This is a genomic window from Maridesulfovibrio spiralis (SeqCode) (assembly GCF_048571135.1).
GTDB classification, from domain to species: Bacteria; Desulfobacterota; Desulfovibrionia; order Desulfovibrionales; family Desulfovibrionaceae; genus Maridesulfovibrio; species Maridesulfovibrio spiralis.
Genome location: NZ_CP182344.1, coordinates 920,415 through 935,774, shown reverse-complemented (window position 1 = coordinate 935,774; position 15,360 = coordinate 920,415). Strand labels below are relative to the sequence as shown.

Sequence of the window (15,360 nt, the reverse complement as noted above, 5' to 3'; positions counted from 1 at the left end):
TTTAATCTTCCGGTTTAAAGAATTTCAGTCTCAATGCATTGCTGACCACAGTAACTGAGCTTAGTGACATTGCTGCAGCTGCGAACATGGGCGAAAGCGTAGGGCCGCCGAATACGTGCAGCAGTCCTGCTGCTACCGGAATCCCCAGCACATTGAAAGCAAAAGCCCAGAAAAGGTTTTGTTTTATATTGCGTACCGTTGCCCTGCTTAGGGATAGTGCAGTGATCACTCCCCCCAGATCGCCCTTCATCAGTACTACGTCTCCTGATTCAATTGCAACATCAATTCCGGTCCCCATTGCGATGCCTAGATCAGCAGAAGCCAGAGCGGGAGCATCATTAATTCCGTCACCTATCATGGCTACCTTGCGTCCAGCTGCTTTCTCTTTGTTCACCTCTTCGGCTTTACGGTCAGGCATGACCTGCGCGATGACTTTATCAATCCCGGCTTTGGCAGCAATGGCGTGGGCAACTTTCTCGTTGTCACCGGTAAGCATCACGCTTTCTACGCCTAATTGCCTAAGTTTACGGATAGTCTGCGGAGCTTCGTCCTTGATCCGGTCGGCAATGGCCAGAATTCCGGCCAGCTTCCCGTTTATGGCAACGTAAAGCGGACTTTGCCCGGAAGCTGCAAATCTAGTGCTTGCTTCATTCGCTGCTTCGCCATCCAGACCTCCGATGAAATTCTGTTCCAGATACTTACGGTTGCCGAGCAGCATAGCCTGCCCGTTTGTTTCCGTGCTGATCCCCAGTCCGGGGACAGCTTTAAAGGATGTTGTTTCCGGCATAGGAGAGCCAAGCTTTTCCGCTGCCTTAACTACTGCCTTTGCCAAAGGATGTTCGGATTGCTTTTCTGCCGATCCGGCCAGCAGGAGCAGTTCGTCCTGTGTTTGGCCCTGCATTGTGAATGTCTCGGAGACTTCCGGTTTACCGTAGGTCAGGGTCCCGGTTTTATCAAAGATCATAGTTTGGATTTTTCCTGCGGTTTCAAGGGCCTCGCCGGACTTAACCAACACACCCAGCTGCGCCCCGCGCCCGGTCCCGACCATGATGGCGGTTGGGGTTGCCAGTCCCATGGCACAGGGGCAGGCGATAACCATTACGCTGATAAAAATGCGCAGTGCGAACGTAAAAGGTTCATCACTGAAAAAGAACCAGCCCAGCGCAGAAACTATGCCGATAGCCATAACTGTGGGCACGAAATAATAGCTTACGGTATCGGCAAGGCTGGAGATTGGTGCTTTGGACCCCTGGGCTTCCTGCACAAGACGGATAATGCGGGAAAGGACCGTGTTCTCGCCTACATTGATGACCCGTACTTTGAGTGCTCCACCTCCTACATTGACCGTGCCTCCGGCAACATCATCCCCGGTGTTTTTGGATACAGGCATGGATTCCCCGGTAAGCATGGACTCATCAATATCGGAATGCCCTTCGGCAACTTTACCGTCCGCTGCAACCCGGTCCCCCGGACGGATCAGGATCAGGTCTCCGGGGCCTATCTCTTCAATCGGAGTGGAAACCTGTTCTCCATCCTGCAACAGGATGGCCTGCGCCGGGGTCAGGTCCATGAGTTTTTCAATGGCGGCGGATGTCTTTGAGCGGGCACGGGTTTCCTGAAATTTTCCCAGTGAGATCAGGGCGATGATAGTAGCTGCCGATTCGTAGTATAGGTCCATAGCTCGCGCATGGGCGTCAATTCCAAGGCCGATTTCAATTGTATTCCACAAAGAATATACCACCGCAGCGGAAGTTCCCACCGCAATGAGCGAATCCATGTTCGGTGTTTTGCGTAGCAGGTTGGGAAAGCCCTGCTGATAGAAATTGCGTCCGAACCAGAGCACCGGTGCGGTTAGCAGCAGCTGTATTAGAGCGAAGCCCAGCGGTGAAGCGTGAGGATCAATTGAGTTCGGCAGCGGCATACCGATCATGTGTCCCATGGTGATGGTTAGTAAGGGGATGGTGAATGCCAGGGCGGCGATGAGCCTTTGTTTCATCTCGCCGAGTTTGGCGGCGTTTTCAGCTTTTCTCTTTTCGAAATTATCTTTGGCATTATGCGCTGATTGAATCTGGCCGGATTCAAACCCGGCATCGGCGATGATCTGCCTGATTTCGCGCAGTGAAATTTCTGTTGGATTGAAGTTCAGGGCCGCAGTCTCCGAAGCAAGGCTGACCTGTGCATTGGTAATCCCGTCAGTCGCGCTAAGAACCCTTTCCAGCCGTGCGGAACATGCTGAACAGGCCATCCCGGACACGGGCAGGGTCAGCTCGGTCCCTTCGATTTTCTCCATCGCTTCAAATCCGGCCATCTCAACTGAATTGATTATGTCAGCTGCTGAAACTGTTTGCGGGTCATAGTCAGCTGATAATGTTTCTGCCGCAAGGTTCACTGTGGCGGATTTTACGCCTTCCATGTTGCCGATAACTCTTTCCAGCCGGGCTGAGCAGGCCGAGCAGGTCATACCTTTGATTTCAAATCTGCTGTGCATTTTGATATATCCTTGTTTGCCGGGTTCCGGGGATTGCATTGCCCGGATACATTAATTATAGCTAGTCCCGGCAGGTTGTTTTACAAAAGTGATTTGAACAAATTTGATAATAAGAATCAACTTCTTTTGATGTGGGATAATATGAAAGAACAAAAAGTTATACTTTCGGAAAAGGCAATGGCCCGGACTCTGGATCGTCTTGCTTCAGAGGTTACTGAGCGTCGTGGAGATAGTGAAAGTCTTGCAATCATCGGAATTCAGCGCCGTGGTGCGGACCTTGCGGAAAGGCTTAAACTTATTCTGGATGAAAAGCTTGGTCGTAAAATTCCTTTAGGTAAGCTGGATATCAACCTTTACCGTGATGATTGGACCAACCTGAGCCGCCAGCCTAGCATCAACTGCACTGAGATTCCATTTGATATTGAATCCGCTTCGGTCATCCTCGTGGATGATGTGCTTTTTTCCGGCCGCACAGTGCGGGCAGCTCTTGAGGCTGTACTTGATTTCGGACGTCCCCGCCGGGTTGAGCTTCTGGTGCTGGTGGATCGTGGGCACCGTGAACTTCCAATCAGGGCCGATTACGTAGGAAAGGAAGTGGTCACTTTTGAAGACCAGCATGTAAATGTTCTGGTCAAAGAACGGGATGATGAAGACAAAGTAGTTATCATCCGTTCCTGATTTTCCTCTTTTTCAGCTGCGGAGCGCAAAGCGCCCGGAAGGTTTGATGTGTTTTATGCAAGCATGGAATAAAGAATTTTCAGAGGATTGCTCTGTTGTACTGATTGGCATGGCCGGGGCTGGAAAATCTACTCTGGCACCGCTTCTGGCTGAAAAGCTCGGCTGGGAGAACATGGATACCGATTCAGTAATTGAGGGGTACTATGGACGTCCCCTTCAAGGGATCGTTGATCATCTGGGCGTGGAGGAGTTCCGCAGGTCAGAGGAATATATTGTTTCCGGAATCGGTGTTTTCCGTATGGTCATATCCACCGGAGGGAGCGTAATTTACGGCCCGAAGGCCATGGAACGCCTTAAGCTCCTCGGTCCGGTAATCTACCTGCGTATTTCCGGTGAGACTTGCCAGAATCGAGTTGGCGGTGGTGAGAACCGCGGACTGGCTATCACTCCCGGCCAGACACTGGAAGGTCTTTACAACGAACGGGTTCCCCTCTACGAGCAGTACTCTGATTTTGCCGTGGATACAGACATTTGCTCGCCAGAAGAGTGCGTTGACCAGATTTATGATTGGCTTAAATCAAAAGAAGTAAGTGAAGTTAAGGATAAATAATGAAAAAAATGACCAGACAGGCCGTATTCCGCAAGCTGGGTGCGCTTTATGAGCGCATGGCCTCTGTTTACTCTGAAACATCTGCCAAGATCGGCCTTTCCTGTGAAGGATGTGAAGAAAACTGTTGTACCAGTTATTTCCAGCACCACACCTATGTGGAATGGACCTACCTCTGGCAGGGCTTGAACAAGCTGCCCGAAGACAAGCGCAATGAGTACATCCGACGCTCTGAAGATTATGTGCGTAATGCCAAGGCCATGCTGGAAAACGGCGTGCGTCCGAAGATCATGTGTCCATTGAACGATGACGGTCTTTGCGGGGCTTACAAGCACAGGCTGATGATCTGCCGTATGCACGGAGTGGTCAACACACTGCGCCAGCCCAACGGACGTCAGCTGTCCTTCCCCGGTTGTTTCAAGTGTCAGGATTTGACTAAGGACATGGAGGATGTGCCGGTTGTTGATCGCACCCCGCTCTACAAAGAGCTGGTCGGACTAGAAATGGGACTGCTCGGTAACAAGATCAGAACCATGCCAAAAGTGGACCTGACTCTGGCTGAAATGATCGTTATGGGACCGCCGAATTTGAACGGCTAGTTCTTTCCCATGCGTGCTGCGGCGATTAGAAAGCCGATGAAGTCATCAATGCTGTTTTTGCGGCATTTGATATAACGCATGGCGTATTCTTCAAAAGTCAATTCGGCCCCGTAGACGTGGTAGCGTTGCTGCGGGCCGCCGAATTCCAGACCGAGATATTCGGCCACCTGTGGGTGTATGGGTTGCTCAAAGTCCGCGAAAGGCGGTGGAAAAGCACTGATATCCTGATTTGATAGAGGGTCGATGCCCAGTTCTTTCAGTGTTCCGTTAGCCATCAGGAATAGCAGTTCTGTGCGTGGATGGTTGATGGTGTTGTAAAGCGGTATCTGCTTGTAGTGCTCAAGCATCCAGTCCACATATTTGATCGGGGTAAGTTTTTCCTTATCCCGCTCAATCTGTTCCGACTGTTCCAGAATTTCATTCAAATTATAGATATTGGTCAGCTTTGTGTTCATGCACAGGTGCAGAATCTGGGATTCGTTCAATCCCCGGTCAAGTAGTGAATCAAGGAATTTATCCCGGTAATCGAAGCCCGGTTCGCTGGACCATAGCGGCCAATAATGCAGGAAGCGCATATTCGGAATAGCTATGGAGCTGGCACTGCTTTTCAGTCTGGCACAGAGTTTTGCAGACGAGTGATTCCCCCAGTTGTCGCCAAGAGTCTGGTATAGAAAAAGGTGGCAATTATTGATTATATTGTCGGGGATGAATTCACGTGTATAATTTGTGAAGCGGTACAGCTCATATTCGCCCCGGAATTCGGCACTAAGCATAAGCAGTTCCGCAAGCGGCTCTCCCTGACAATTGGCGTGTAGAAGACAAATTTTTTTCATTACGGGAAAACTCTAGCACAGCAGTTTATGGTTTCTCAATACGCCAGCAGGGCTAAAAGAGGTTAAAATAATGAGTGAATGTTCCAGATCAGAATTAAAGAAAATCGTTAGTGCTGTGCAGCCCGTTGACCCGGACCTTGAATCCTCAGCCCGCGATCATCTGGATAACCTGACCAAACCGCTCGGCAGCCTCGGAAGGCTGGAAGACCTTGCGGTGAAGATGTACATTGCTTCCGGCGGGAAGGCGCCGCAGTCCGATCCGGCGCGTATTTACACTATTGCCGGGGACCACGGGGTAAATGAGGAGAACGTCAGCTATTTTCCGCAGGAAGTAACCCGTCAGATGGTGGAGAATTTCTTGGAAGGCGGAGCGGGCATCAACGTTCTGGCCCGCACATCCGGTGTGGAGCTGATGGTTGTGGATGCCGGGTGCCAGGGAGGGCCTTTCCCGGAACACCCCAGCCTTATCCAGCGCAGGGTGGCCTGTGGAACCGCAAACATTGCAAAAGGTCCGGCTATGGCTGAAGAAAGCTGTCTTCAAGCCATCGCACTTGGGATCAGCCTTGCCGACGAAGCCCATGCAGAGGGCGTGAAAGTGCTCGGGACCGGGGAAATGGGAGTTTCCAATACCACCCCCTCCACCGCTCTTTACTGCGCATTTTTCGATCTCAATCCCGTTGAGATAACCGGACCGGGCGGGGGGATTGACTCCGAAGGTGTCAAACGTAAAATCGGCGTTGTGCAGCGAGCCTTGGAAGCCAATGCCGAAACCGTGCGTACATCCGACTCCCTTGCTATTCTTTCTGCTTTGGGCGGATATGAGATAGCAGCACTTGCCGGGTTGATTATCGGCGGTGCAAAGAACAGGCAGATGGTTTGTATCGATGGGTTTATTTCTACTGCGGCCTATTCCGCAGCCGTGAAACTTTGTCCGGCAGTGTCCGGCTATTGCGTGCTCAGCCATGCCTCGGCAGAACCGGGTTACGCAAAGGTCATCAAGGCCCTTGGTCGCAGGCCGCTTCTGCATCTGGACATGCGCCTCGGCGAAGGGTCAGGCGCGGCCCTGTCCATGTTTATGCTTCGGGCAGCCGCAAATATTTACAACGACATGGCGTCATTCGATGATGCCGGAGTCGATGCCGGAGGTTGATTGCCGCCGGCGGCTGGGGAAGGGGAGAAACCCTTTTGCTAACGCCCAAAAGGGTTTCTCCCCTTCCCCAGACCCCATCCCCTCTTCCCAAAAGACGTTTTATTGTGGCTTCGCCGGGTAGGGACTGAAGAATATTTATATTTTAATGAAAGATTAAGTTTTCCATCAGCGAAGCTTAACAAAAGTTTTAGGAGAGTCCAGAGAACCTTTTTCCAAAAGGGTTCTCTGGCCCCCGGAGGGCCGCCGGAGGCGAAATCCAATTAATCTAAAAGCGCGAAGCGTATCAAAAGGATCTTAAATATGCCTAAAGAATTGGTAAAGACAGTAAAAGCGGCTGGTTGAGCGGCGAAGATAGCTCCGGGGGACCTGGAGCAGGTTTTGTGCGGTTTAGCCGTGGAGGACGAGCGTCTTCTTACCGGGCTGGGCGGGAACGAGGATTCCGCCATAGTCTCTTTTCCTGCGGGCAAAGCACTGGTCCAGACCGTGGATTTTTTTACTCCGGTGGTCAATAATCCCTACTGGTTCGGGCAGATCGCAGCGGCGAATTCTCTTTCTGATGTGTACGCCATGGGCGGTGTTCCTTGGACGGCCATGAATATCGTCTGCTATCCAATGAAAGAAATGGGCCCTGAGATCCTGCGTGAAATCCTGAAAGGCGGCATGGATAAAATCCGCGAATCCGGCGCAGTGCTGGCCGGCGGACACAGCGTGGAAGATGATGAAATCAAGTACGGACTTTCTGTTACCGGGATGGTCGATCCTGACGGCTTTGCTTCTAATAAGGGATTACGCGAGGGCGATCAGCTGCTCCTGACCAAACCGCTGGGAACCGGGGTTCTGGCTACTGCGCTGAAGGCTGATTGGGACGGCGCAAAGAAATTTGAGGAAGACGTTTACAAATGGGCTTCCAAGCTGAACAGCGGCGGCGGTAAGGTTATTACTGAGCTGGGTCTTAAGGGCGCAACTGACGTTACTGGGTTTGGTCTCGGCGGACATGTGCTGGAGATGGCTGATGCCTCCGGCGTAGCGGTTGACCTTTGGCTGGATAAAGTTCCGTTCATGGATGATGTTGTGGAGCTGGCTTCTATGGGTATGATACCGGCGGGGAGCTTTGCCAACCGTAACTACTGCAGTTCTCAGGTGCAGGCTGCGGACACTGCTGATGCTATTAAGACCGACCTTGTGTTCGATGCCCAGACTTCCGGCGGGCTGGTGCTGGCTGTTCCTGAAGAGCGGTTGCAGCAGGCCATGGATATGCTTCTGGAGGCTGGTGATATGGCTGCTCATGTGGGTGAAGTTAAAGCTCATGTGAACGGCGAGGCCCGTCTGTCGATCGGTTAGCTGATTTCCAAATACGAAATATAAAAGGCGCAGTTCATTTAAAGAACTGCGCCTTTCTTTTTGAGAGGAGGAATTGGTGATTACTTAATATGAAATTTTGTTTAGGCGGAACCACGGCTGCTAGTAACTGCCTGAATAAGTTCCGCATTGGCGTTGTAAACAGGTGAGGATATAATTCTCACCAGCTCGCGGTGCATATCTGGGTCCGCGTACGCCTTTCTTTGCAGTCTCTTCTTCTGCAAATTCTTCATTGAGTTCGCAAGGTCTTCGTCCCTTATGGGCGGTACCTGTGACACCTTATTGAGTTCAGGTGCGTTTGCCATTGTATACCTCCGTCCTTGGAAGTTATAAATGAGATTTTAAAAGAACATGATTCCTGTTTATGTTCTTATCGGACAGAAGGTTGGTAACTTTAGGGTCGAAGCTAAAAAAATAATAACAAATAGAAAAACCCGGAACATTATGGTGTTCCGGGTTTTGGTTGTGCGTATGAAATCAGTCTTTCCAGTTCCACCATTTTTCCAGTTCCGGGTTCCGGTTTTCGGTACCTACATAGTATACCGCGCATCTAAATACATAGAGCATGCAGCGGTCCACATGGCATCCGGCAAGATCTTTCAGTCGTGCGTACATGTCGTCCGGGTTTTCGTTTTTGATTTCATCAAGGGAACGGTAGCCCAGATTCCAGAGGTCCATTGAGATGGATTTGCCTACTCCGGGGATAGTTTGGAAAGACTTAATTATTTTGGGATCAGCATTTTTCATAAACGCGATCGAGAATCTCTTTAGCTCCGGCTGCGAGAACTTCTTCGGCAAGAGCGAGGCCGATGTTCCATGCGTCTTCAGTGGGGCCGGATTTTTCCATGCGGATGGGGCTGGAGCCGTCTATGTCAGCTACGAATCCGGTCAGTTTGACCTGATCGCCATCAAGCTGGGACCATGCTGCGATGGGAACCTGGCAGCCACCGTCCAGTCCGGTCAGAAAGCCGCGCTCCGCGCGTACCTGACGGGCAGTGGTCTCATCGTGGATGAAGCTCAGGATGTCCTGAATTTCAGTGTCTTCGATGCGGTATTCAATGCCCAGAGCGCCCTGTGCTACAGCAGGCAGGAAGGTCGGGGGACCGAGGATTTCGCTTTTGGGAGCGGAAAGTTTGAGTCTGTTCAGACCGGCTGTGGCAACAACAATGGCGTCAAATTCACCGTCGAGCAGTTTGCGCACTCGGGTATCGAGGTTGCCGCGCAGGGATTCAATTTTGAGATCACCACGCAGGGCCAGAACCTGAGACTGACGGCGCAGGCTGCTTGTGCCCACAACAGCACCCGCAGGCAGATCCTTAAGGGAATCGTATTTCACTGAGAGCAGAGTGTCGGTTTCTGCTTCACGCGGGGGGATTACGCCGACTTCAAGGCCTTCGGGAAGTTCGGTGGGAACGTCCTTCATGCTGTGTACGGCGAGGTCTGCCCGGCCATCAAGCAGGGCTTCTTCGATTTCCTTGACGAAAAGGCCTTTACCGCCAACTTTTGCCAGCGGGACGTCCAGAATCTTGTCGCCTTTAGTTTTGATCTTGAGCAGTTGAACTTCAATACCGGGGTACTCTTCACGCAGAAGATCGGAAATGTGGTTAGCCTGCCAGAGAGCAAGCTTGCTGCCGCGGGTCGCGATGGTAATTTTTCTCATTTTGCTGCCGTTTGTTTTGAAATTTTTATGAATCTAACTGCCGCAGGAAGAACAGTCACCGCCGGAACATCCGGCACATCCGCTGCTGGTGGAAGGCGCAGGAGTGGATGAGGGCGCGAAATCTCCCATGTCGGGAGCTCCGCCGCCTGTTGTGAACTTACATGCGGACATAAGTTTTTCGGTTTTATCTGATTTGCAGTCCGGGCAGGGAGGGCATTCGTCGCGGTTGAAAACCAGCTCCTCGAATTCCTTGCCGCAGTCTGCGCATTTATATTCGAAAATAGGCATCTATATTTACTCCGTGCTTTGAAATATCTGTTGCGAAAAATTGCATAGCCCAAATTATCAAGCGGGGCAATGTCTGGGCTACATATAAGTACGGATGTGTATATGGCAAGGTCAGGGAGTAAGTTAAAATATTAGTTTTGTTTCCCTGATACTCCTAAATATATTGCCGTGAGGGTAACGATAACACCCAGCCAATGGACAAATGTTGTGGGTCTGGAAAAAATTAAAACATCCCAGAGAAATGCTAGGAATGGCTGAAGTAGAAGTACAAGCCCGGTTATGGATGCCGGAATCTTCGGCATGGCTGTCGCTATCATGATCCAGCCTAATGCCTGACTGAATAAACCCAGCGTAAGCAGTGAACCAAAGGATTTCAGGTCAGGAATTACAAGAGAAGTATCTGTTAGAAATATTGGGACAGTCAGAAATACAGCGCAGAAGGCAGACACAAAAAGCAGCGGCGAGTATAAAAGATCTCCTTCGCTGCGTGCTTGGACTCTTCTCAGCATCAGCATGAATAAGGCATAGGAAAGAGCTGTCAGTAAGCCGTAAACAATACCCTTGATTGATGAAGGGGAAAGCTCAGACCAATCAAAACCAATCAGGAGAAGCAGACCGAAAATTGCTACGGGTAAAGAGAGTACAAATCGTGGGGTTAACTTTTCGCCCAAAAACAAGGCGCCGCAGAGGGCCATTATGAAGACCTGACAATTCCCTAGAATCGTAGCCAAACCGGGGCCCACACATAAGATGCTCTCATGCCAAAAGAACAGGTCCAGAGCAAATAAAAATCCGCAAATGCTATATGGAACCACCTGCTTGAATTTGATATGTTTCAATTCTCCTGTGAAAACTGCAGCTGTGAGCAAAAAAAAAGCCCCAAATGCTACCCGGTAGAATGCTGAAGTGGTTGCCGGAACATCAGCCAACCCGACCCATACAGCTGAAAAACTGATTATGAAAGCACCGGTGAGTACTTTGTGCATCGGCTTTGCGGATGTTAGCGAATTATGTATTTCGGTCTTCATTAAGAATGGTCTCGTATTTTTTGGATTTGAAAAACAAAGGCCCGCAAGTATTTTTTGCTTGCGGGCCTTTAATTTTCATTTAACCGTTCGAACTACTTGGTCTTGGCGATGGGCCAGATCTCATCGATTCGCTCGATTGGTGTGATCTCGATCTTTTTCAGAAGCTCTTCCGGTATATCCTCAAGGTCTTTCTGGTTCTGGGAAGGGATAAGAACCCGTTTCATACCCAGAGATACGGCAGCGAGAATTTTCTCCTTGATGCCGCCTACGGGGAGCACTCGTCCGCGCAGGGAGATTTCACCGGTCATGGCCAGTTCCGGGTTGGCCGGGATTCCAGTCAGCGCGGAAACAAGTGCGGTGACGAGGGTTACACCTGCCGAAGGGCCGTCTTTGGGGGTTGCGCCGTCAGGCACGTGAATGTGCAGGTCCTGCTCTTCGTGGAACTTGGGGCTGATACCGTACTCGTCAGCGTGGAGGCGGGCGAAAGATACCGCAGCCTGTGCGGATTCTTTCATCACATCGCCGAGCTGTCCGGTAAGCAGCTGTTTGCCCTTACCGGGCATGGCGGAAACTTCCACATGCAGCACTGAACCGCCGACCGGGGTCCATGCCAGACCAAGAGCCACACCTGCGGGAAGTTCGCTTTCCTTCTCATCTTCAAGATGTTTGGGAATACCGAGGTATTTATGCAGGTTGTCTGCGGTGACCTCGAAAGGACTGGCTTCGCCTTCAGCTTTCTTGCGGGCCAGCTTACGGCAGACCGCGCCGACTTCGCGCTCAAGGTTACGCAGCCCGGCTTCACGGGTGTATTCTTTGATGATCTTGGCGATGATTTCATCTTCCATGATCATTTCATCTTCCTTCAGCCCGTTCTCCTTGCACTGGCGGTCAAGGATGTAACGCTTGGCAATATTGACCTTGTCATGCTCGGTGTAACCGGGGATGCGGATAACTTCCATACGGTCCAGCAGCGGACGGGGAATGGAATCCAGCACGTTGGCGGTGCAGATAAACATAACTTTGGACAGGTCGTAAGGCACGTTCAGGTAATGGTCGGTGAAAGAGTTGTTCTGTTCCGGGTCCAGTACCTCCAGCAGAGCGGATGAAGGATCGCCACGGAAATCGGAACCGAGTTTGTCGATTTCGTCGAGCATGATCACCGGGTTGCGGGTTCCGCACTGCTTGATGCCCTGAATGATGCGTCCGGGCATGGAGCCGATGTAAGTGCGGCGGTGACCGCGAATCTCGGCTTCATCTCGCATTCCGCCAAGGGACATGCGATGGAACTTACGTTTCAGGCTGCGGGCGATGGAACGTCCCAGTGATGTTTTACCGACACCCGGAGGGCCCACAAAGCAGAGGATGGGACCTTTCATGGAAGGGTTCAGCTTACGCACACTCAAGTATTCAAGGATGCGTTCTTTGACCTTTTCGAGATCATAGTGGTCTTCATCGAGAATCTTCTTGGCTTCGATGATGTCCAGACGGTCGCGCGACTGCTTGGACCACGGAATCTCGATCATCCAGTCGAGATAGGTGCGGATAACTGTTGCTTCAGATGCTTCAGGATGCATTGCTTCAAGGCGGCGGAGTTGCTTTTCCGCTTCTTTTTTCACTTCCTTGGGCATTTTTGCCTTGGCAATGGCCGCACGTATTTCTTCGGCTTCCTCAGCTTCGTCTGTGGATTCGCCGAGTTCCTTCTTGATGGCCTTGAGTTGCTCTCGCAGGTAGAAATCTTTTTGTGCCTTGTCCATTCCTTCTTTAGCCATGGACTGGATCTTGTTCTGCATGGAGGCCACTTCAACTTCCTGAGTCAGTTGGGTGTTGACCAGTGTCAGGCGTTCAACAGGCTCGCCGCATTCGAGGATGGACTGAGCCACATCAACTTTCATGCGCAGGTTGGAGGCGATCAGGTCGGCAAGGCGGCCCGGTTCGTCCACGTTGTTCAGTACGCTCATGATGTCGGCGGAAGAAATACCACGAAGGGTCAGGATCTTTTCGCTCTGCTCGCGGGAAGAGCGGACCAGTGCTTCCTGAGTGGCATCCAGTTCACCGGATTCAGCTTCGGGAATTGCCTCGATTTCAGCAATATGAAAAGGATCGGAGCCGATAAACCTTTTGACCCTGGCCCGTGAAACTCCCTGTACCAGTACTTTCAAGCGGCCGTCGGGCATCTTGAGCATGCGCATGATCATGCACACTGTACCGGTGAGGTAGAGATCGTCATGTTCGGGATTTTCAACGCTTTCGTCTTTCTGGGTCAGGACCATGACGTAGCGGTTTCCAGTCATGGCCGCTTCAACGGCATTGACGGATTTTTCCCGGCCCACAAAAAGGGGCAGGATCATATAGTTGAAGACAACAATGTCCCGCACTGCGAGCACCGGAAGGGTTGTGGGGATATCCACATAGGCTTCTTCCGGGATACTGCCTGCATCTTCGAGCAGGTCGGCGGCATCATGGAGCACATTCAGCGGGGAAACCGGGGGTTTGTTCAAACCTTGATCATTGCCTGCCTCCTTTGCTTCCTGATTCGGCTCTTGTTGCTGCTTTGCTTTTTCCTGAACGTCAGCTGTATCTTTCTTGTTCAGTTTAAGCGGTTTGATGGGTGATTTTTTTTTCTTCAACGCAATATCCTTTTATGTAAGAAATGGTTGTCATTTTATATATAAATTACAAATATCCTGTTTCTTTGAAGCTGTAGAACCGCTCCGAGCTCACAATGACATGGTCAAGCAAGCGTATTTCCATGTCCTGACAGAGTGCGGCGACCTCCATGGTCCTCTCCATATCTTCAGGTGAGGGGGAAGGATCACCACCGGGATGGTTGTGGCTCAGAATTACTCCGCTGGCATTATGCCGCAGAGCCTGCGCCACTATTTCGCGCGGGTAAACAGCCGTTTTATCCACTGTCCCTTCCGAGAGCTTCTCCCAGCAGATAACCTTGTTACGGTTGTTGACCAGCGCAATCCAAAATTCTTCCTTGGACAGATTGCCGATGCGGGCCATGGCGGCTTTACTCACTGCTTCCGGAGAAGAAAGCGCACCTTCTTCTTTCATGGGTTCTTCTGCAATTCTGGTCCAGAATTCACGCATGAGCGCAAAATATGCTAAAACCCCCGGCCCTATGCCTTTGAATTTCTTCAGCTGCTCCTGCGGGGCTTTGAACACTCCGCCCAGTGAACCGAACTCGGTGAGCATCTCCTTGGCCAGAGGCTTGGTGTCCTTTCTGGGAATAGCCTGCCCGAGAAACAATTCAAGAATCTCATAATCTCGAAGAGATGTGGCATCTTTGCCCAGCTGTTCTTTCAGCCGCTGGCGGTGACCGTGATAATGAGGTTTATCATTCATAATAAATAGTATGTATGCTTTGGCAAGTGCTACGTTTAAATCGAGAGCCTGATTTAGATAAAAGTCTTAGAAGGAGGCACGGATTTCCTTTTAAAGGAGATAAACCGGATGAAGGTGCAAAGCAACCTGTTTAACATGTGAAATGATGTAAAGTAGGCTTAAAAACGCAAAAACCGTGTAAAAATGATCTTTTTACACGGTCAAAAAGATGAAAGGGTGGTCTAACGTTTGCGTGCAGGGGGAGCAAAGAGAGAGGTCAGGGAAGCAACAAGCAGTTCAAGTGCCTGTTCAGGCTTACGTTGACCGGTTTTGATGCCGATTTCCGCTTCCATGACGATATCGAAAAGACGGGCGATGCGGGCCGGACCGAGGCGTTGGGCCAGTCCCTGCTTTTGTTTTTTAACGAAGGGAGGCAGGCGAACTTCCGAGTCTTCGCCATGAATCATCATCCACAGGGCGCGTGCTTCGCGGGTCAATGATGCGGTGAGCATGAAGATCATAGAATCTTTTTCGCTGTGATTGGTCAGCACTCTACGCCAGATTTCAACTGGATCTCCGCCTTCAGACATGGATCGCATGAAAGCGAAGAAGTCCATTTCTTCTGAATGGGCGATAAGGCCAATGTGTTCCATTAAAATTTTTCGGTCAGGTCCGGCTGCTAGATCAAGTTTGTCCAATTCCAGACGAGCAGCGCGGGCGTCTTTGGGCAAGGCTTTGGAAAGGGCATTCAGCACCGTGCTGTCTATATGCAAATCGTTTGTTCTGGCCCATTTGCCAACAAATCCGGAGATGGATCTTTCATCCAGTCCTGCAGATTTCCAGAACCATTTCTGTTTGTCAGCAAATTTCCAGCATTTGCGTTTTTTAAGTACAGCCGGAACTGGGGCAGTCTTACCCTTCCATTGGCTTTCAAGGCAGATGAAAAGAAATGATGAGCTTGAAAGGGAAGCGACTGTTTTATCGATGTTGTCCCAGACCGCAGCTTTCAGCTTATGGGCGCGGCGCAGGATAACCACTTTGCTTGAGCCGAAAAGGGTCTGCAAAGTGAGGTCGTCCCAGAATTGCGGGGGCAGGTCTTCGTCAGCCCAGTATACTTTTTTCTCGTAATCAGTAGCCCCGTGCTTTTCCTGAAGCTCGGAAATATTTGCGTGCAGCAGCTCTGCGTCAGGGCAGATGAGAAACATGTATCCGGGTCTGGACATTAAATTCCTTTTGGAGAGCTTTGCTTTTTGACGATTTGATTTTGCCTCCGGCGGCCCTGCCGGGGGCCTTAAACCCTTTTCCAAAAGGGTTTAAGAATCCCAAAACGTTTTAATTGT

At 50.8% G+C, this 15,360-nt stretch carries 15 protein-coding genes; 5 read left to right on the top strand and 10 right to left on the bottom strand.

Annotated elements, in window-relative coordinates; translation table 11 throughout:
* Nucleotide 1 precedes the first annotated feature (1 nt).
* Nucleotides 2-2,488: a heavy metal translocating P-type ATPase gene (locus ACNI29_RS04210; RefSeq protein ID WP_419780933.1), complete on the bottom strand. Its 2,487-nt coding sequence runs from the start codon at nt 2,486-2,488 to the stop codon at nt 2-4.
* 141 nt (nt 2,489-2,629) lie between these two features.
* On the opposite strand from ACNI29_RS04210, the gene pyrR reads away from it, so the two are divergent.
* The 3 genes from pyrR to ACNI29_RS04195 are packed head-to-tail and all read left to right on the top strand — an operon-like array spanning nt 2,630 to nt 4,372.
* Nucleotides 2,630-3,166: a bifunctional pyr operon transcriptional regulator/uracil phosphoribosyltransferase PyrR gene (gene pyrR / locus ACNI29_RS04205; RefSeq protein WP_419780932.1), complete on the top strand. Its 537-nt coding sequence runs from the start codon at nt 2,630-2,632 to the stop codon at nt 3,164-3,166.
* A gap of 46 nt (nt 3,167-3,212) precedes the next feature.
* On the top strand, nt 3,213-3,776 hold the full coding sequence (gene thrB / locus ACNI29_RS04200) for a homoserine kinase (protein WP_419780931.1): 564 nt from the start codon (nt 3,213-3,215) through the stop codon (nt 3,774-3,776).
* Nucleotides 3,776-4,372: a hypothetical protein gene (locus tag ACNI29_RS04195; protein WP_419780930.1), complete on the top strand. Its 597-nt coding sequence runs from the start codon at nt 3,776-3,778 to the stop codon at nt 4,370-4,372. Before thrB ends, ACNI29_RS04195 begins: the two co-directional genes overlap by 1 nt.
* Here ACNI29_RS04195 and ACNI29_RS04190 read toward each other — a convergent pair.
* Entirely contained in the window at nt 4,369-5,205 is an 837-nt protein-coding gene (locus tag ACNI29_RS04190; protein WP_419780929.1) for a WcbI family polysaccharide biosynthesis putative acetyltransferase, read from the bottom strand. The genes ACNI29_RS04195 and ACNI29_RS04190 overlap by 4 nt on opposite strands.
* Nucleotides 5,206-5,275: 70 nt before the next feature.
* On the opposite strand from ACNI29_RS04190, the gene cobT reads away from it, so the two are divergent.
* Together cobT and selD are read left to right on the top strand one after the other, a co-directional pair.
* Nucleotides 5,276-6,355, top strand: coding sequence for a nicotinate-nucleotide--dimethylbenzimidazole phosphoribosyltransferase (gene cobT, locus ACNI29_RS04185; protein ID WP_419780928.1), 1,080 nt, complete (start codon nt 5,276-5,278; stop codon nt 6,353-6,355).
* Nucleotides 6,356-6,655: 300 nt separating this feature from the next.
* Nucleotides 6,656-7,696 carry a selenide, water dikinase SelD gene (selD, locus tag ACNI29_RS04180; protein ID WP_419780927.1) on the top strand — a complete coding sequence of 347 codons (1,041 nt, stop codon included), beginning with the start codon at nt 6,656-6,658 and terminating at the stop codon, nt 7,694-7,696.
* Between the two features lie 101 nt (nt 7,697-7,797).
* Here selD and ACNI29_RS04175 read toward each other — a convergent pair whose 3' ends face one another.
* The 8 genes from ACNI29_RS04175 to holA form a co-directional block, all read right to left on the bottom strand.
* Nucleotides 7,798-8,019 carry a hypothetical protein gene (locus ACNI29_RS04175; RefSeq protein WP_419780926.1) on the bottom strand — a complete coding sequence of 74 codons (222 nt, stop codon included), beginning with the start codon at nt 8,017-8,019 and terminating at the stop codon, nt 7,798-7,800.
* 172 nt (nt 8,020-8,191) lie between these two features.
* A complete protein-coding gene (locus ACNI29_RS04170) occupies nt 8,192-8,461 on the bottom strand; it encodes a helix-hairpin-helix domain-containing protein (protein ID WP_419780925.1) in 270 nt (89 codons plus the stop codon).
* Nucleotides 8,448-9,374: a hydroxymethylbilane synthase gene (hemC, locus tag ACNI29_RS04165; RefSeq protein WP_419780924.1), complete on the bottom strand. Its 927-nt coding sequence runs from the start codon at nt 9,372-9,374 to the stop codon at nt 8,448-8,450. The genes ACNI29_RS04170 and hemC overlap by 14 nt, the downstream gene beginning before the upstream one ends.
* 33 nt (nt 9,375-9,407) lie before the next feature.
* Nucleotides 9,408-9,662, bottom strand: a complete 255-nt coding sequence (locus tag ACNI29_RS04160; RefSeq protein WP_419780923.1) for an FmdB family zinc ribbon protein — start codon at nt 9,660-9,662, stop codon at nt 9,408-9,410.
* Between the two features lie 131 nt (nt 9,663-9,793).
* Nucleotides 9,794-10,690 carry a DMT family transporter gene (locus tag ACNI29_RS04155; protein ID WP_419780922.1) on the bottom strand — a complete coding sequence of 299 codons (897 nt, stop codon included), beginning with the start codon at nt 10,688-10,690 and terminating at the stop codon, nt 9,794-9,796.
* A 92-nt stretch (nt 10,691-10,782) separates the two neighbouring features.
* Nucleotides 10,783-13,317 carry an endopeptidase La gene (gene lon / locus ACNI29_RS04150; protein ID WP_419780921.1) on the bottom strand — a complete coding sequence of 845 codons (2,535 nt, stop codon included), beginning with the start codon at nt 13,315-13,317 and terminating at the stop codon, nt 10,783-10,785.
* Nucleotides 13,318-13,363: 46 nt separating this feature from the next.
* Complete coding sequence (gene radC / locus ACNI29_RS04145; RefSeq protein WP_419780920.1) at nt 13,364-14,041, bottom strand: RadC family protein; 678 nt, start codon at nt 14,039-14,041, stop codon at nt 13,364-13,366.
* A gap of 221 nt (nt 14,042-14,262) precedes the next feature.
* Nucleotides 14,263-15,243 carry a DNA polymerase III subunit delta gene (gene holA / locus ACNI29_RS04140; protein WP_419780919.1) on the bottom strand — a complete coding sequence of 327 codons (981 nt, stop codon included), beginning with the start codon at nt 15,241-15,243 and terminating at the stop codon, nt 14,263-14,265.
* Nucleotides 15,244-15,360: the final 117 nt, after the last annotated feature.

Coding starts and splice junctions, on each gene's coding strand:
- ACNI29_RS04210 (WP_419780933.1), bottom strand. CDS start 2,488: ATGCACAGCAGATTTGAAATCAAAGGTATGACCTGCTCGGCCTGCTCA.
- pyrR (WP_419780932.1), top strand. CDS start 2,630: ATGAAAGAACAAAAAGTTATACTTTCGGAAAAGGCAATGGCCCGGACT.
- thrB (WP_419780931.1), top strand. CDS start 3,213: ATGTGTTTTATGCAAGCATGGAATAAAGAATTTTCAGAGGATTGCTCT.
- ACNI29_RS04195 (WP_419780930.1), top strand. CDS start 3,776: ATGAAAAAAATGACCAGACAGGCCGTATTCCGCAAGCTGGGTGCGCTT.
- ACNI29_RS04190 (WP_419780929.1), bottom strand. CDS start 5,205: ATGAAAAAAATTTGTCTTCTACACGCCAATTGTCAGGGAGAGCCGCTT.
- cobT (WP_419780928.1), top strand. CDS start 5,276: ATGAGTGAATGTTCCAGATCAGAATTAAAGAAAATCGTTAGTGCTGTG.
- ACNI29_RS04175 (WP_419780926.1), bottom strand. CDS start 8,019: ATGGCAAACGCACCTGAACTCAATAAGGTGTCACAGGTACCGCCCATA.
- ACNI29_RS04170 (WP_419780925.1), bottom strand. CDS start 8,461: ATGAAAAATGCTGATCCCAAAATAATTAAGTCTTTCCAAACTATCCCC.
- hemC (WP_419780924.1), bottom strand. CDS start 9,374: ATGAGAAAAATTACCATCGCGACCCGCGGCAGCAAGCTTGCTCTCTGG.
- ACNI29_RS04160 (WP_419780923.1), bottom strand. CDS start 9,662: ATGCCTATTTTCGAATATAAATGCGCAGACTGCGGCAAGGAATTCGAG.
- ACNI29_RS04155 (WP_419780922.1), bottom strand. CDS start 10,690: ATGAAGACCGAAATACATAATTCGCTAACATCCGCAAAGCCGATGCAC.
- radC (WP_419780920.1), bottom strand. CDS start 14,041: ATGAATGATAAACCTCATTATCACGGTCACCGCCAGCGGCTGAAAGAA.
- holA (WP_419780919.1), bottom strand. CDS start 15,243: ATGTCCAGACCCGGATACATGTTTCTCATCTGCCCTGACGCAGAGCTG.